Genomic DNA, 15,138 nt, shown 5'->3' with positions numbered 1-15,138 from the left:
CCTCGTGGGGGGGGGGTCTGCGATCTGGGTGGGTGGGGCGGAGGGGGGGGATTCGGTTTGTGGGGGGGCCCTCTGGTTTCACGTGAAACGTAGCGCCCCCTCTGACGCGCTGCCGCTGCGCCGCCGTCGTACTGCTTCGGGGTCATGTTTCACGTGAAACATGACCCCGAAGCAGTAGTCAGGCTGAGCCCTGGATTTCTCAGGCCTCGCCGAGGCAGAGCAGGAACTCTTCTCCGTCACCGGTCTCGGCGTAGAAGCCAGTGGCTCCCTCGACCTTCCGGCACTCGGTCTCGGCGCTGATCGAGGTGAAGTGCCCCTTGACCTTCTCGAGGACCTTGCCCTCGGCCTCCGAGGAGGAGCAGTCCACGACCTCCATGCGGTCCGAGGACGACGACGCGGACTTCAGGCAGTCGCCCACGGCTGCCTGCTCGGCGTCGTCCCGGCTGGCGATGTACCCGCCCACCGCGACACCCACGACGATCACGGCGATGACGATGTTCTTGATCATCTTGAAGCTCGGCTTGCGGCGGGCCGGCTGCGGCGGGACCGGCGCGTACGGCGCACCCTGCGGGGGGACGCCGGGCTGACCGGGCTGCTGCGGGAAGCCCTGCTGCCCCTGCGCGTAGGGGTTCTGTCCCTGGGGCTGCTGCGGAGCCTGCGGCTGGCCCTGGGCGAACGGGTTGCCCTGCGGCGGCGGCTGAGTGGTCACTGGGGGTCCCCCTGGAAAATAGGCACGTGTCGCGGACATGCCGCGAGATAAGACGCACGTAAGTTATCGGGTCCCACTGACAACTCCGTACTCCGGTAGGGCTCTGTGTCACTGATGTGACACTTACTGGCTCTCAAACCGGGCCATAGCCGCAGCAACCGCTCCGTAGATCACGGCGACCGTCAACACCAGCGGCACCGACCGGCCGTCCGGCGGCAGCATCAGCGCGGCCACCCCGGCGGCGCCGACGAAGGCGACGTTGAAGAGCACGTCGTAGACGGAGAAGATCCGGCCACGGAAGGCGTCGTCGACCGAGAACTGCACGACCGTGTCGGTCGCGATCTTCGCCCCCTGCGTCGTCAGGCCCAGCACGAACGCCGCCGCGAGCAGCGGCACCGTGGCGAACGGCAGGCCGAGTACCGGTACCAGCACCGTGGCCGCCGCCGCGCACACGGCCATCCAGCGGCCCGGCCCCAGTCGCCCCGCCGCCCAGGGGGTGACGACCGCGGCCGCGAAGAAGCCCGCCCCGGAGACGCCGAGAGCCAGCCCCAGCAGGGCGAGCCCCTCCTCCGTGTCCGAGGTCAGGGCGTACCGGCACAGCATCAGCAGCATGACCAGCAGGGCGCCGTAGCAGAACCGCATGAGTGTCATGCCCGCGAGCGCCCAGGCCGCCTCCCGGCGAGCGGGTGCGGCGAGATGGCGTACCCCTGCCACCAGGTCGCGGGCGGTGCCGGCGAGCGCGGAGGCGACCCGCGGTGGGATGCGCCCGGGATCGGGGCCCAGCAGCTCGACGGCGATGCGCAGCGAGGCGAGCGCCCCGCACAGGTACAGGGCCGCCCCCAGTAGCACCACGGCCGCGTCGGAGTCCGCGATCACGAGGCGTACGACGAAGGCGAGGCCGCCGCCCGCCGTCGCGGCCAGGGTGCCGGCCGTCGGGGAGAGTGAGTTGGCGATCACCAGGCGCTCGGCGTCGACCACCCGAGGCAGCGCGGCGGACAGTCCCGCGAGGACGAAGCGGTTGACGGCGGTGACGCAGAGCGCGGAGACGTAGAAGAGCCAGTCCGGGACGGAGGCGATCATCAGCACCGCCGTCACCGAGGCCAGCACGGCGCGCAGCAGGTTGCCGTACAGGAAGACCTGGCGGCGGCGCCAGCGGTCCAGCAGGGCGCCGGCGAAGGGGCCCACCAGGGAGTAGGGGAGCAGCAGGACCGCCATCGCGGAGGCGACGGCGGCGGGCGAGGTCTGCTTCTCCGGGGAGAAGACGACGTAGGTGGCGAGCGCGACCTGGTAGACGCCGTCGGCGCCCTGGGAGAGCAGGCGCACGGCGAGCAGGCGCCGAAAGCCCTTCAGGCGCAGCAGGACGCGCAGGTCACGGACGACGGCCATGGGGCACAGCCTCACATACGGGCAAGGTCCCCGGGTCACACGACCCGGGGACCTTCTGCGGAGCTGAGTCCTCGCGCGTCAGCGCTCGACCTCGCCCGCGATGAACTTCTCGACGTTGGCACGGGCCTCGTCGTCGAAGTACTGGACCGGCGGGGACTTCATGAAGTAGCTCGACGCCGACAGGATCGGGCCGCCGATGCCGCGGTCCTTGGCGATCTTCGCGGCGCGCAGGGCGTCGATGATGACACCAGCGGAATTCGGGGAGTCCCAGACCTCGAGCTTGTACTCCAGGTTCAGCGGGACGTCGCCGAACGCGCGGCCCTCCAGGCGGACGTAGGCCCACTTGCGGTCGTCCAGCCACGCGACGTAGTCGGACGGGCCGATGTGGACGTTCTTCTCGCCGAGGTCCCGGTCGGGGATCTGCGAGGTGACGGCCTGCGTCTTGGAGATCTTCTTCGACTCGAGGCGGTCGCGCTCGAGCATGTTCTTGAAGTCCATGTTGCCGCCGACGTTCAGCTGCATCGTGCGGTCCAGGACGACGCCCCGGTCCTCGAACAGCTTCGCCATGACGCGGTGCGTGATGGTGGCGCCGACCTGCGACTTGATGTCGTCACCGACGATCGGGACACCGGCCTCGGTGAACTTGTCCGCCCACTCCTTGGTGCCGGCGATGAAGACCGGGAGGGCGTTGACGAAGGCGACCTTGGCGTCGATGGCGCACTGGGCGTAGTACTTCGCCGCGTCCTCGGAACCGACGGGCAGGTAGCAGACCAGGACGTCGACCTGCTTGTCCTTGAGGACCTTGACGATGTCGGCCGGCTCCTCGGCGGACTCCTCGATGGTCTCGCGGTAGTACTTGCCGAGACCGTCGAGCGTGTGGCCGCGCTGGACCTGGACGCCGCTGTTCGGCACGTCGCAGATCTTGATGGTGTTGTTCTCGGAGGCGCCGATGGCGTCCGCGAGATCCAGTCCCACCTTCTTGGCGTCCACGTCGAAGGCGGCGACGAACTCGATGTCACGGACGTGGTAGTCGCCGAACTGGACGTGCATCAGGCCCGGGACCTTGGACGTCGCATCGGCGTCCTTGTAGTACTCGACGCCCTGAACCAGCGATGCGGCGCAGTTGCCCACACCGACGATGGCTACGCGAACCGAACCCATTCCGGTTGCTCCCTGTGTGTACGAGTGAGGCCCTGACTGGGCGCTCACGTGGTGGTGTCGCCGGGCGTATCCGGCCGGGGGTCGTCCCCCGGCCGGGGCAGGCCGCCCGTCGCTCCAGATGTCGTGTCCTGATGTGCGGTCCCTTCGGCGGCGGGACCTCGCAGGTCCCGCCCCGCCCGCTCGCTCTCGATGAGCTCGTTCAGCCAGCGCACCTCGCGCTCCACGGACTCCATTCCGTGGCGCTGGAGCTCAAGCGTGTAGTCGTCGAGCCGCTCCCGGGTGCGGGCCAGGGAGGCCCGCATCTTCTCCAGGCGCTCCTCCAGCCGGCTGCGCCGGCCCTCGAGCACGCGCATGCGTACGTCACGCGACGTCTGCCCGAAGAACGCGAAACGAGCGGCGAACGTCTCGTCGTCGTACGCGTCCGGGCCCGTCTGTGAAAGGAGCTGCTCGAAATGTTCCTTACCCTCGGCCGTCAACCGGTAGACGATCTTGGCGCGACGTCCCGTGAGGGAGGCCGCGGCCTCGCCGATGTTCCCGGGTTCCTCGATCAACCAGCCGTTGGCGACCAGCGTCTTGAGGCAGGGATAGAGCGTCCCGTAGCTGAACGCCCGGAACACACCCAGTGATGTGTTGAGCCGTTTGCGCAGCTCATAGCCGTGCATGGGGGACTCGCGGAGCAGGCCGAGTACGGCGAACTCGAGGATGCCGGATCGCCGGCTCATCGTCGCCTCCTCTCGCCCTTATGCCGCGCTGATGTATCGACTCGATACATCAGAACGATAGAACGAGGTTGCGCGTGCGACAAGAGGGGGCGTGGTGAACGGGATCACATCAGGGTTTCATCGTGAGCAAGTTGCCTGATTTGAGGTGAACTTCGGTCCTCGGGGGTTTTGACGGTGCGTAGTCTGTGCGCCATGCAAACCACCGGGAACCGCGTGACGCCCGGGGGCGTCCCTGTCCCTGGTGCAGTACGGGTGAATGCGGAAGGGGCCGCATCCGTACTTCGGGGGGACCGGAAACCAGCCGCCTTTTCCAGGTGCGCAAAGGTGCGCCTGCCCGAGGAGTAGTCGTTCGATGAGCGAGCACCGTCGCAAAGCGCCGCAGCCGCAGGGAGGCGGACGTGCCGCGGCCCGACGCGGTCAGTCCGGCTCGTCCTCCGGCCGCCGTGCGGCACCGCGAGGCGCCACAGGGTCTCCCTCCGGCTCGTACGGTCCGGAGAGCGAGGAACGTCCGTACGGCAGTCGCGCCGAAGCCCGGCGCGCGGCACAGCGGGGCGGTGGCCGGCGCAGAGCGGCCGAGCCGGGCCGCGGTGGCCGGCGGGCAACAGCCGTGGCCGGTAAGAAGCGGATGATCGACTATCCGCGCTACGACCGGGACGGATGGCGCCGCTGGGTGCCCTCGTGGAGGCTCGTCTCCGGGCTGTGCATCGGCTTCTTCGGCACCATGGTGGCCGCCGCGGGCATCGCCTACGCCATGGTGAGCGTCCCCGTCGTCGACGAGACGGCCACGGCGCAGAACAACGTCTACTACTGGGCCGACGGCAGCCGGATGGTCGCCACGGGTGGTGAGCGCAACCGGCAGAGCGTCGACCTCTCCCAGATCCCCGAGGACATGCGCAACGCGATCATCTCCCAGGAGAACAAGACGTTCTACTCCGACAGCGGCATCGACCCCAAGGGCATCGCCCGCGCCGTGTTCAACATGGCCAAGGGCGGTGACACGCAGGGTGGCTCCACCATCACCCAGCAGTACGTGAAGAACGCGATGCTCAACGACCAGTCGCAGACGATCTCCCGCAAGGTGAAGGAGATCTTCGTCTCGATCAAGGTCGGTGCCGAGGAGCCCAAGGACAAGATCCTTGAGGGCTACCTCAACTCCGCGTACTACGGCCGCGGCGCCTATGGCATCCAGGCCGCCTCACGGGCGTACTTCAACGTGGACGCCGTCAAACTCAACCCGGGTCAGTGCGCCTTCCTGGCGGCGGTCCTCAAGGGCGCCACGTACTACGACCCGGCGGGGTCGACCTCGATCGACCCGACGGGTGCGACCCCGAAGGCCAACCAGCAACGGGCCAAGAACCAGATGCAGGACACCCTCGACAAGATGGTGGAGTACGGGCATCTGAGCCAGGCGGACCGGGCCAAGTACACCGACCTCCCCAAATGGCAGAACCCGGAGTCGAACGCGCAGCTGGGCGGCCAGATCGGCTACCTCGTCAGGCTGGCCAAGTCCTCTGTGATCAAGAACGACGTGGTGTCGGAGCAGCAGCTGGAGAAGGGCGGCTACTCGATCCACACGACCTTCGACAAGAAGAAGGTCGACGAGCTCGAGAAGGCCGTCCAGAAGGTCTACAAGAAGAACATCGACCCCAAGAAGCGCCCCGAGAAGGACACCCACGTCCAGTTCGGCGGGGCTTCGGTGAACCCCGAGACGGGTGCCATCGAGGCCATCTACGGCGGTGAGGACGCCACCAAGCACTTCACCAACAACGCCGACGTCACCGGCGCCCAGGTCGGTTCGACCTTCAAGCCGTATGTGCTCGCGGCCGCGATGAAGTGGGGCGTGCGCGATCCCGACGGCGCTGAGACCCAGCCCCAGGACGAGCGCACCGTCGTCTCCCCGAAGAGCCTGTACAGCGGCAAGAACAACCTCAAGATCAAGAACTACGACGGGTCGATCTGGCAGAACGAGAAGGGCGAGCAGTGGCGCCAGGAGAACGACGGCAAGGATTCCGTCGGTGAGGCGCCCGACTACAAGATCGACCTTCGCGAGGCCATGCGGGAGTCGGTGAACTCCGCGTTCGTCCAGCTCGGCATGGACGTCGGACTGGACAAGGTCAAGGAGGCCGCGGTCGACGCGGGACTCCTGGAGGACAGCCTGGCGGGAGCGGGTTACCCCTCGTTCTCCATCGGTGTCTCGGACCCGAGTGCCATCCGTATGGCGGGCTCGTACGCCACCTTCGCGGACAGCGGCAAGCAGCGCGAGCCGTTCTCGGTCACCAAGGTGTCGAACAAGGGCGGCACGCTCTTCTCGCACAAGGTGGAGACCAAGCAGGCGTTCACCGCGAAGGTCGCGGACAACGTCACGGACGTCCTCAAGACCGTCGTCGAGGACGGCACGGGCACCAACGCCCAGCTCCAGGGCCGTGAGGTGGCGGGCAAGACCGGTACGACGGACGGCAACAAGTCGGCCTGGTTCGTCGGCTACACCCCGCAGCTGTCGACCGCGATCAGCATGTTCCGCTACCCGGATGACGAGACCATCAAGAACCGTTCGTTCCTGGAGATGTACGGAACGGGTGGCGAGGAGAAGATCCACGGTGCGTCCTTCCCGTCCGTGATCTGGCAGGACTACATGGAAGACGCGATGAAGGGCGAGAAGGCCGAGAAGTTCCCGAAGCCCGAGCCCATCGGCGAGGTCATCAACGACACCCCGTCGCCGACGCCGACTCCCTCGCCCTCCGTGACGGAGGAGAAGCCGAGTCCGTCCCCGACGCCGTCGCCCAGCAAGACGGAGGTCACCCCCTCCCCCACGCCGACCGAGTCCTGCGGTCCCTTCGAGTGGAACTGCGACGACGGGAACAATGGCGGCAACGACAACGGCGGCAACGATTCAGGCGGGACGGGCAACAGTCCATCGCCCTCGACATCACCCAGTGGGACCGGGGAAGAGGAGGACGGCGGCGGCGGACTCTTCCCGGGTCCGAACGGCTAGCCGCCGAGAAGTCCGGCTTGACTGTTTCACGTGAAACACGTGAAACGGCCGCAAGTTTCACGTGAAACAGGGGCCGCCGCATCCACCAGGGTGCGGCGGCCCCCGCGTGTTCCCAGGTGCGTACGGCAGGATGTGCCCCATGCCCAGTGCAGAATCGACGCCAGCCAGCGTGCACGAGCCGGACCCGGTACGGCCGACCAGGGAGGATGCGGTCGCCGCAGCCGGCAGCGAGCTGATCGGCGGCCCCGTGGGCCGACGCGCCCTGCTCGGCAGGTCCTGGTGGACCCCCGTGCGCGTGATCGCACTCGTGGCGATCGGCATGTTCGCCCTCGGTCTGGTCCAGAAGGCACCCTGCTACAACGGGGCCTGGTTCTTCGGTGCCAGTTCCCAGTACACCCACGCCTGCTATTCGGACATTCCGCACCTCTACCAGGGGCGTGGCTTCGTCGACGGACTCGTGCCGTACTTCGACAAGCTTCCCGGTGACATGGAGTACCTGGAGTACCCCGTGCTGACCGGTGTGTTCATGGAGGTGGCGACCTGGCTCACGCCGGGCAGCGGCACCATCCAGGACCAGGAGCAGTGGTACTGGATGGTCAACGCCGGGATGCTGATGGTCTGCGCGGCCGTCATCGCGGTCTGCGTCACCCGCACGCACACCCGGCGCCCCTGGGACGGTCTGCTGGTCGCCCTGGCGCCCGCCTTCGCACTGACCGCCACCGTCAACTGGGACCTGCTGGCGGTCGCCCTGACGGCCGCCGCGATGCTGATGTGGTCACGGGAGCGCCCCGTGGCCTTCGGCGTGCTGCTGGGCCTCGCCACGGCCGCCAAGCTCTATCCCTTCCTGATCCTCGGCCCCCTGCTCGTCCTGTGCTGGCGCGCGGGTAGATGGCGGGAGTTCGGAAAGGCCCTGGGAGGCGCGGCCGGCGCCTGGCTCGTGGTCAACCTGCCGGTGATGCTGTTCGCCTTCGACGGCTGGTCGAAGTTCTACACGTTCAGCCAGGAACGCGGCGTGGACTTCGGTTCCTTCTGGCTGATCCTGGTCCAGAACACCGACAGCCCGCCCAGCACCGAGACCGTCAACACCCTTGCCACGCTGCTGATGCTGCTGTGCTGCGGCGCCGTCGCGGCGCTCACGCTCACCGCCCCCCGGCGTCCGCGGTTCGCCCAGCTCGCCTTCCTGATCGTGGCGGCCTTCATCCTCACCAACAAGGTCTACTCACCGCAGTACGTGCTGTGGCTGGTGCCGCTGGCCGCGCTGGCCCGGCCGAAGTGGCGGGACTTCCTGATCTGGCAGGCGTGCGAGGTCGCCTACTTCCTCGGCATCTGGATGTACCTCGCGTACACGACCAGCGGCGACGCCCACAAGGGCCTGCCCACGGACGGCTACCACTGGGCCATCGCCGTGCACCTGCTGGGAACGCTGTTCCTCTGCGTGATGGTGGTGCGCGACATCCTGATGCCGGACCGGGACCCGGTCCGGCGGACGGGCGACGACGACCCGTCGGGCGGCGTGCTCGACGGAGCCGAGGACGTCTTCGTCCTGGGCCCCGCCGCTCAGACCGATCAGTACACGGCCCGCTTCGAGGGCCCACGGGTGAAGTGGGGCACGCGACGGCCGACCGGCGGTTCGCTCTGAGCGAACGCGCGAGGCCGTTCACGGAGAAGGGTCGTACACGGAGAAGGGCCGTACACGGAAACGCCGTGTACGGCCCGTGCCTCGGCCGCGGCCGAGCGCGCTAGCGGTCGAGGATGCGGTCGAACTGCGTGGTGGTGTGCCGCAGATGGGCCACCAGCTCGTCGCCCACCGTGGGCTCCGCCGCGTCCGAGGGCACGAACAGGATCGACACCTGCATGTGCGGCGGCTCCGCGAACCAGCGCTGCTTGCCGCTCCAGACGAACGGCGAGAGGTTGCGGTTGACCGTGGCGAGGCCGGCCCGGGCGACGCCCTTGGCCCGCGGCATGACGCCGTGCAGCGCCTTCGGAGCCTCCAGACCCACACCGTGCGACGTACCGCCCGCCACGACCACCAGGAAGCCGTCCGAGGCGGCCTTCTGCTGCCGGTAGCCGAAGCGCTCGCCCTTGGCGACCCGCGTGACGTCCAGGACCGCACCGCGGTACTCGGTCGCCTCGTGGTCGCCGAGCCACAGCCGCGTGCCGATCCGGGCGCGGAACCGGGTCTGCGGGAACTGCTGCTGGAGCCGGGCCAGTTCATCGGCCTTGAGGTGGCTGACGAACATGGTGTGCAGCGGCAGCCGGGCCGCGCGCAGCCGGTCCATCCAGCCGATGACCTCCTCGACGGCGTCCGAGCCGTCGGTACGGTCGAGCGGCAGGTGGATGGCGAAGCCCTCCAGCCGGACGTTCTCTATGGCGGCGTGCAGCTGGGGCAGGTCCTGCTCGCTGATGCCGTGCCGCTTCATCGAGGACATCACCTCGATGACCACACGGGCGCCGACGAGGCCGTACACGCCGTCGATGGACGACACCGAGCGCACGACGCGGTCGGGCAGCGGAACGGGCTCCTCGCCGCGCCGGTACGGCGTCAGGACCAGCAGGTCACCACCGAAGAAGTCCTTGATCCGGGCGGCCTCGTACGTGGTGCCGACGGCCAGTACGTCCGAGCCGAGCCGGGTGGCCTCCTCCGCCAGCCGCTCGTGCCCGAAGCCGTAGCCGTTGCCCTTGCAGACCGGGACCAGCCCGGGGAACTGCTCCTGCACGTGCTTGTGGTGCGCCCGCCAGCGCGCGGTGTCGACGTAGAGCGTGAGCGCCATGGCCGGACCTGGAACCTTTCTGGTGGCTGTCAGAGGTGCGGGATGAGGGGTGGGTGCGGGGTCAGCGGCGCGACATGTAGATGTCGAGCGCCTTGTGGAGCAGCTTGTTCAGCGGGAAGTCCCACTCGCCGAGGTACTCGGCCGCCTGACCGCCCGTACCCACCTTGAACTGGATCAGGCCGAAGAGGTGGTCGCTCTCGTCCAGGGAGTCGGAGATGCCGCGCAGGTCGTAGACGGTCGCGCCGAGGGCGTAGGCGTCGCGGAGCATCGCCCACTGCATGGCGTTCGACGGCCGGACCTCGCGGCCGATGTTGTCGGAGGCGCCGTAGGAGTACCAGACGTGCCCGCCGACGACCAGCATGGTCGCCGCCGACAGGTTCACCCCGTTGTGCCGGGCGAAGTACAGCCGCATGCGGTTGGGGTCCTCGTTGTTGAGGGCCGCCCACATGCGCTGGAAGTACGACAGCGGACGCGGCCGGAAGTGGTCGCGCACGGCCGTGATCTCGTACAGGCGCTGCCACTCCTCCAGGTCGTGGTAGCCGCCCTGGACCACCTCGACGCCGGCCTTCTCCGCCTTCTTGATGTTGCGGCGCCAGAGCTGGTTGAAGTTCTTGTGGACCTCCTCCAGCGACCGGTTGGCCAGCGGCACCTGGAAGACGTAGCGGGGCTGCACGTCGCCGAAGCCGGCGCCGCCGTCCTCGCCCTGCTGCCAGCCCATGCGGCGCAGCTTGTCGGCCACCTCGAAGGCGCGCGGCTCGATGTGGTCGGCCTCTATGTCCCGCAGGCGCTTGACGTCGGGGTCCTGGATGCCCTTCTTGATGGACGTGGCGTCCCAGCGCCGGATGATCACCGGCGGGCCCATCTTCACCGAGAAGGCGCCCTGCTGCTTGAGGTGCGCCAGCATCGGCTCCATCCACTCCTGGAGGTTCGGCGCGAACCAGTTGATGACCGGGCCCTCGGGAAGGTAGGCGAGGTAGCGCTTGATCTTGGGCAGCTGCCGATACAGCACCAGACCCGCGCCGACCAGCTCACCGGTACGGTCGTCGAACCAGCCGAGGTTCTCCGAGCGCCATTCCGCCTTGACGTCTGCCCATGCGGGGACCTGCATGTGACTAGCCGCCGGCAGGCTCTGGATGTAGGCCAGATGCTGCTCGCGGCTGATGGTCCTCAGGGTCAGGCTCATTCGGGGCGCTCCTCGGGCTGGTGTGTCCCCATGGGTACAGGGGCTCCGGCTCTCGCGCGAAGCCTACTGCGCCCTGTGAGCGCCCCGTCCGGCGTACGGCTGGAAGGGGTGGTCAGGCGGCCGGACGGCGAAGAACTCAGCCGATGAGGCCGCCGTGGTAGATGCCGAAGAACAGTCCGGCCGCGGAGGCCCCGAGGCCCAGCACCAGACCGAAGCGCTCCCGGGTCGTCTCGGAGACGTACTGGCCGTATCCGCCGGTCAGCACGCCGAGTAGCCCTGCCCAGGAGGTCAGTACGTGCAGTCCTCGGAAGCTCGCCGTGGCGAGGGCGAGTACCGCGAGCACCAGGGTCACCGCCAGCAGCGCGTGCTGCAGGGGGTGCGGTTTGCCGTCGGTGGCCAGCAGCCCGGTCCGGGGCCTTGTCGGTCGCATGATCTGTGCCATGGGGAACCTCCTGCCGAAGGCAGTGTGTCTTCGCCCTATCACATCCGGTGAGTATCGATTGTGTCCCCTCAGGGCCGGATTTCAACCGCAAGCGCGCGGCCGGGTACTCTGTACCTTCTGCACTGGTGTCTGCTGCCTCCCACGGCCGGGCCGCCTCCCTGGAGGAGGCCCGATTGTCAGTGGGTCCTGGTTTACTCGTTGATACCGGTGCCAACGCATCGCAACCCTCCTGCCACGGAACGACCGTGGCCGCTGAGTCCAAAGGAGGTGGGTTCCACATGCGTCACTACGAGGTGATGGTCATCCTCGACCCCGATCTCGAGGAGCGTTCTGTCTCCCCGCTGATCGAGAACTTCCTCTCTGTCGTCCGTGACGGCGGCGGAAAGGTCGAGAAGGTCGACACCTGGGGCCGTCGTCGTCTCTCGTACGAGATCAAGAAGAAGCCCGAGGGCATCTACTCGGTCATCGACCTGCAGGCCGAGCCTGCGGTCGTCAAGGAGCTCGACCGCCAGATGAACCTGAACGAGTCGGTCCTCCGGACCAAGGTCCTCCGTCCCGAGATGCACTGAGCCTTCCGCTCAGCTGATCCCGGGATCCGAGTAGCAGCAACCAAGCAGCCAGAGCAGCAAACCCGCCGAGAGGTACCCCCATGGCAGGCGAGACCGTCATCACGGTCGTCGGCAATCTTGTCGACGACCCCGAGCTGCGCTTCACCCCGTCCGGTGCGGCCGTCGCGAAGTTCCGTGTCGCGTCGACCCCCCGCACCTTCGACCGCCAGACCAACGAGTGGAAGGACGGCGAGAGCCTCTTCCTCACCTGCTCGGTCTGGCGTCAGGCGGCGGAGAACGTCGCCGAGTCGCTCCAGCGAGGCATGCGCGTCATCGTGCAGGGCCGGCTGAAGCAGCGGTCCTACGAGGACCGTGAGGGCGTCAAGCGCACGGTCTACGAGCTGGACGTCGACGAGGTCGGCGCCAGCCTGCGCAGTGCCACGGCCAAGGTCACCAAGACCTCGGGCCAGGGCCGCGGTGGCCAGGGCGGTTACGGCGGCGGTGGCGGCCAGGGTGGCGGCGGCTGGGGCGGCGGCCCCGGTGGCGGCCAGCAGGGCGGCGGCGCTCCGGCCGACGACCCCTGGGCGACCGGCGCTCCCGCCGGTGGCCAGCAGGGCGGCGGCGGTCAGGGCGGCGGCTGGGGCGGCGGCTCCAGCGGCTCCGGCGGCGGTGGCGGCTACTCGGACGAGCCCCCCTTCTAGGGCGGGCTCCACCCCACACTTCTTGATCACACAGGAGAAACATCATGGCTAAGCCGCCTGTGCGCAAGCCGAAGAAGAAGGTCTGCGCGTTCTGCAAGGACAAGGTCACGTACGTGGACTACAAGGACACGAACATGCTGCGGAAGTTCATTTCCGACCGCGGCAAGATCCGTGCCCGCCGCGTGACCGGCAACTGCACCCAGCACCAGCGTGACGTCGCCACGGCCGTGAAGAACAGCCGTGAGATGGCGCTGCTGCCCTACACCTCCACCGCGCGATAAGGGAAGGGTGACCGAACAATGAAGATCATCCTCACCCACGAGGTCTCCGGCCTCGGTGCCGCGGGCGACGTCGTCGACGTCAAGGACGGTTACGCTCGCAACTACCTGATCCCGCGTAAGTTCGCGATCCGCTGGACCAAGGGTGGCGAGAAGGACGTCGAGCAGATTCGTCGCGCTCGCAAGATCCACGAGATCCAGACCATCGAGCAGGCCAACCAGGTGAAGGCCCAGCTCGAGGGTGTGAAGGTCCGTCTGGCCGTCCGCTCCGGCGACGCCGGTCGTCTCTTCGGTTCCGTCACTCCGGCCGACGTCGCTTCGGCGATCAAGGCTGCCGGTGGCCCCGAGGTCGACAAGCGCCGCATCGAGCTGGGCTCGCCGATCAAGACCCTGGGCGCTCACGAGACGTCTGTGCGTCTGCACCCCGAGGTTGACGCCAAGGTCAGCGTCGAGGTCGTCGCTGCCTGAGCGCTCTGCTCTCGCTGAAGCGATGTGAGAGGGGGCCGCATCTCCCGACTGGGAGATGCGGCCCCCTCTTCATTGTGTTTCACGTGAAACGGTCACCGCGTCGCGCCCGTGACGATCCAGCGACCCGACCTGGTGCGCAGCCACAGCGTCACCAGACGCATCGCCATCATCAGCGTCATGGCCGCCCACAGCACGGTGAGCCCTCCGCCGACGGCGGGGACGAGGAGGGCCGCGGGAGTGAAGACCGCCAGGGTCAGCAGCATCGCCCAGGCGAGGTACGGGCCGTCACCCGCACCCATCAGGACACCGTCCAGGACGTAGACCACTCCGCAGATCGGCTGGGCGACGGCCACGATCACCAGCGCGGGCAGCGCGGCGTCCTTGACCGCGGAGTCGCCGGTGAACAAGGGCAGAAACGCTGGGCGGGAGACCACCACGAGCAGACCGAGTACGACGCCGACCGCGACGCCCCACTCCACCATCCTGCGGCAGGCTTCGCGGGCACCCTGGGCGTCCCCGGCGCCCAAGTAGCGTCCGATGATGGCCTGACCGGCGATGGCGATGGCATCGAGAGCGAAGGCCATCAGGCTCCACAGGGACAGGATGATCTGGTGGGCCGCGATGTCGGCGTCGCCGAGGCGGGCCGCCACGGCCGTCGCGATCATGAGAATCGCCCGCAGCGAGAGCGTGCGCACGAGCAGCGGCATCCCGGCCTGAGCGGATGCCCGGATGCCGGCGGCGTCCGGACGCAGGGACGCCCCGTGGCGTCGTGCCCCGCGCACCACGACCCACAGGTACACCGCGGCCATGCCGTACTGAGCGATGACGGTGCCCCAGGCGGATCCCGCGATGCCGAGACCGGCGCCGTAGACGAGCAGGACGTTGAGGACGGCGTTGGCGACGAAGCCGCCGATGGCCACGTAGAGCGGGGTCCGGGTGTTCTGGAGTCCGCGCAGGACACCGGTCGCGGCGAGCACGACGAGCATGGCGGGGATGCCGAGGGAGGAGATGCGCAGATAGGTGATGGCGTACGGGGCCGCAGTATCGGAGGCGCCGAAGAGTTCCACGAGCGACGGGGCCGTGGGCAGTACGACGGCGATGACGGCGGCTCCGAGCAGCAGCGCCAGCCAGATGCCGTCCATGCCCTGGCGGATCGCGGCTTGGAGGTCGCCCGCGCCCACGCGTCGGGACACGCCCGCCGTGGTGGCATAGGCGAGGAAGACGAACACGCTGACGGCTGTGGTGAGCAGGGCCGAGGCGATCCCGAGTCCGGCGAGTTGCGCGGTGCCGAGATGGCCGACGATCGCACTGTCGGCCATCACGAAAAGGGGCTCGGCGACGAGCGCGCCGAAGGCCGGAACGGCCAGCGCGACGATCTCTCGGTCGTGCCGGCGCCGGACGGTTCGGGGACGCGCGGGGGCCTGTGTCATGAGCACCAATCTAATCGTCCACAGGTAAGAGATGCAAAGCTTTTGCGACCCTTACGCATCGTCTCACCCCGTGCACTTCTGGGCACCGCTCGAAGTGATCTTGAGCTGACCGGGAAAGTTTTTCTTCTGCACAGGCCGTGGACGGTGAAGTAGCAGGTCAGGGTGGTTTCTGAGATCGGGGTGCGGGCTTGTTCACAGGGCTGTCCACCGGGTCGTGCACAGGTTTGGCGGAGTTCTCCACAGCATCTGGCCCGTCGTCCACATGGCCTGTGGATAACCAGATTGGCTGACGGTGCCGACCGGCCTACGGTGGTCCGGCGCCCGCTCCGTCCGTCGCCCTGTGAACC

Annotated in this window: 14 protein-coding genes; 6 read left to right on the top strand and 8 right to left on the bottom strand. The window is 68.1% G+C overall.

All coding sequences use genetic code 11. The annotated features are described in order from the left end of the window. Positions 1-199: 199 nt before the first annotated feature. From ACFC1X_RS20205 to ACFC1X_RS20190, 4 genes are all read right to left on the bottom strand, one after another. The gene (locus ACFC1X_RS20205; RefSeq protein ID WP_376355476.1) at positions 200-709 is read right to left on the bottom strand and encodes a hypothetical protein; all 510 of its coding nucleotides are present in this window, start codon (positions 707-709) and stop codon (positions 200-202) included. Between the two features lie 123 nt (positions 710-832). After that, the gene (locus ACFC1X_RS20200) at positions 833-2,095 is read right to left on the bottom strand and encodes an MFS transporter (RefSeq protein WP_376355474.1); all 1,263 of its coding nucleotides are present in this window, start codon (positions 2,093-2,095) and stop codon (positions 833-835) included. A gap of 78 nt (positions 2,096-2,173) precedes the next feature. After that, on the bottom strand, positions 2,174-3,256 hold the full coding sequence (locus tag ACFC1X_RS20195; protein WP_376355472.1) for an inositol-3-phosphate synthase: 1,083 nt from the start codon (positions 3,254-3,256) through the stop codon (positions 2,174-2,176). Between the two features lie 44 nt (positions 3,257-3,300). Continuing rightward, entirely contained in the window at positions 3,301-3,978 is a 678-nt protein-coding gene (locus tag ACFC1X_RS20190) for a helix-turn-helix transcriptional regulator (protein ID WP_376355470.1), read from the bottom strand. Positions 3,979-4,603: 625 nt separating this feature from the next. Here ACFC1X_RS20190 and ACFC1X_RS20185 point away from each other — a divergent pair. Further along, positions 4,604-6,970, top strand: a complete 2,367-nt coding sequence (locus tag ACFC1X_RS20185) for a transglycosylase domain-containing protein (RefSeq protein WP_376355538.1) — start codon at positions 4,604-4,606, stop codon at positions 6,968-6,970. Positions 6,971-7,100: 130 nt separating this feature from the next. Then, positions 7,101-8,609, top strand: coding sequence for a glycosyltransferase family 87 protein (locus ACFC1X_RS20180; RefSeq protein WP_376355468.1), 1,509 nt, complete (start codon positions 7,101-7,103; stop codon positions 8,607-8,609). A 100-nt stretch (positions 8,610-8,709) separates the two neighbouring features. On the opposite strand, the gene ACFC1X_RS20175 is transcribed toward ACFC1X_RS20180, so the two are convergent. From ACFC1X_RS20175 to ACFC1X_RS20165, 3 genes are all read right to left on the bottom strand, one after another. Next, positions 8,710-9,741, bottom strand: a complete 1,032-nt coding sequence (locus tag ACFC1X_RS20175; RefSeq protein ID WP_064728797.1) for an alanine racemase — start codon at positions 9,739-9,741, stop codon at positions 8,710-8,712. Between the two features lie 61 nt (positions 9,742-9,802). Further along, positions 9,803-10,924, bottom strand: a complete 1,122-nt coding sequence (gene femX, locus ACFC1X_RS20170; RefSeq protein ID WP_064728796.1) for a peptidoglycan bridge formation glycyltransferase FemX — start codon at positions 10,922-10,924, stop codon at positions 9,803-9,805. 136 nt (positions 10,925-11,060) lie between these two features. Further along, the gene (locus tag ACFC1X_RS20165) at positions 11,061-11,366 is read right to left on the bottom strand and encodes a hypothetical protein (protein WP_376355465.1); all 306 of its coding nucleotides are present in this window, start codon (positions 11,364-11,366) and stop codon (positions 11,061-11,063) included. A gap of 278 nt (positions 11,367-11,644) precedes the next feature. Here ACFC1X_RS20165 and rpsF point away from each other — a divergent pair, with 278 nt between their 5' ends. From rpsF to rplI, 4 genes are all read left to right on the top strand, one after another. Further along, positions 11,645-11,935 (top strand): 30S ribosomal protein S6, encoded by a 291-nt coding sequence (gene rpsF / locus ACFC1X_RS20160; protein ID WP_003975025.1) that lies wholly within the window; start codon positions 11,645-11,647, stop codon positions 11,933-11,935. An 80-nt stretch (positions 11,936-12,015) separates the two neighbouring features. Next, positions 12,016-12,615, top strand: a complete 600-nt coding sequence (locus ACFC1X_RS20155; protein ID WP_122616540.1) for a single-stranded DNA-binding protein — start codon at positions 12,016-12,018, stop codon at positions 12,613-12,615. A 44-nt stretch (positions 12,616-12,659) separates the two neighbouring features. After that, the gene (gene rpsR, locus ACFC1X_RS20150; RefSeq protein WP_003949403.1) at positions 12,660-12,896 is read left to right on the top strand and encodes a 30S ribosomal protein S18; all 237 of its coding nucleotides are present in this window, start codon (positions 12,660-12,662) and stop codon (positions 12,894-12,896) included. Between the two features lie 18 nt (positions 12,897-12,914). Then, positions 12,915-13,361 (top strand): 50S ribosomal protein L9, encoded by a 447-nt coding sequence (gene rplI, locus ACFC1X_RS20145; RefSeq protein ID WP_007388913.1) that lies wholly within the window; start codon positions 12,915-12,917, stop codon positions 13,359-13,361. Positions 13,362-13,453: 92 nt separating this feature from the next. Here the strand turns inward: rplI and ACFC1X_RS20140 are convergent, their stop codons facing one another. Then, positions 13,454-14,791 carry an MATE family efflux transporter gene (locus tag ACFC1X_RS20140; protein WP_376355463.1) on the bottom strand — a complete coding sequence of 446 codons (1,338 nt, stop codon included), beginning with the start codon at positions 14,789-14,791 and terminating at the stop codon, positions 13,454-13,456. Positions 14,792-15,138 lie beyond the last annotated feature (347 nt).

Origin of the sequence: Streptomyces sp. NPDC056128 (genome assembly GCF_042263835.1) — a bacterium.
Taxonomy (GTDB): Bacteria; Actinomycetota; Actinomycetes; order Streptomycetales; family Streptomycetaceae; genus Streptomyces.
This window is presented reverse-complemented; position numbering and strand designations above follow the sequence as displayed.

Excerpts from the sequence above, each read along its gene's own strand:
- ACFC1X_RS20200 (WP_376355474.1), bottom strand. The coding sequence starts at position 2,095 with ATGGCCGTCGTCCGTGACCTGCGCGTCCTGCTGCGCCTGAAGGGCTTT.
- ACFC1X_RS20195 (WP_376355472.1), bottom strand. The coding sequence starts at position 3,256 with ATGGGTTCGGTTCGCGTAGCCATCGTCGGTGTGGGCAACTGCGCCGCA.
- ACFC1X_RS20190 (WP_376355470.1), bottom strand. The coding sequence starts at position 3,978 with ATGAGCCGGCGATCCGGCATCCTCGAGTTCGCCGTACTCGGCCTGCTC.
- ACFC1X_RS20185 (WP_376355538.1), top strand. The coding sequence starts at position 4,604 with ATGATCGACTATCCGCGCTACGACCGGGACGGATGGCGCCGCTGGGTG.
- ACFC1X_RS20180 (WP_376355468.1), top strand. The coding sequence starts at position 7,101 with ATGTGCCCCATGCCCAGTGCAGAATCGACGCCAGCCAGCGTGCACGAG.
- ACFC1X_RS20175 (WP_064728797.1), bottom strand. The coding sequence starts at position 9,741 with ATGGCGCTCACGCTCTACGTCGACACCGCGCGCTGGCGGGCGCACCAC.
- femX (WP_064728796.1), bottom strand. The coding sequence starts at position 10,924 with ATGAGCCTGACCCTGAGGACCATCAGCCGCGAGCAGCATCTGGCCTAC.
- ACFC1X_RS20165 (WP_376355465.1), bottom strand. The coding sequence starts at position 11,366 with ATGGCACAGATCATGCGACCGACAAGGCCCCGGACCGGGCTGCTGGCC.
- rpsF (WP_003975025.1), top strand. The coding sequence starts at position 11,645 with ATGCGTCACTACGAGGTGATGGTCATCCTCGACCCCGATCTCGAGGAG.
- ACFC1X_RS20155 (WP_122616540.1), top strand. The coding sequence starts at position 12,016 with ATGGCAGGCGAGACCGTCATCACGGTCGTCGGCAATCTTGTCGACGAC.
- rpsR (WP_003949403.1), top strand. The coding sequence starts at position 12,660 with ATGGCTAAGCCGCCTGTGCGCAAGCCGAAGAAGAAGGTCTGCGCGTTC.
- rplI (WP_007388913.1), top strand. The coding sequence starts at position 12,915 with ATGAAGATCATCCTCACCCACGAGGTCTCCGGCCTCGGTGCCGCGGGC.
- ACFC1X_RS20140 (WP_376355463.1), bottom strand. The coding sequence starts at position 14,791 with ATGACACAGGCCCCCGCGCGTCCCCGAACCGTCCGGCGCCGGCACGAC.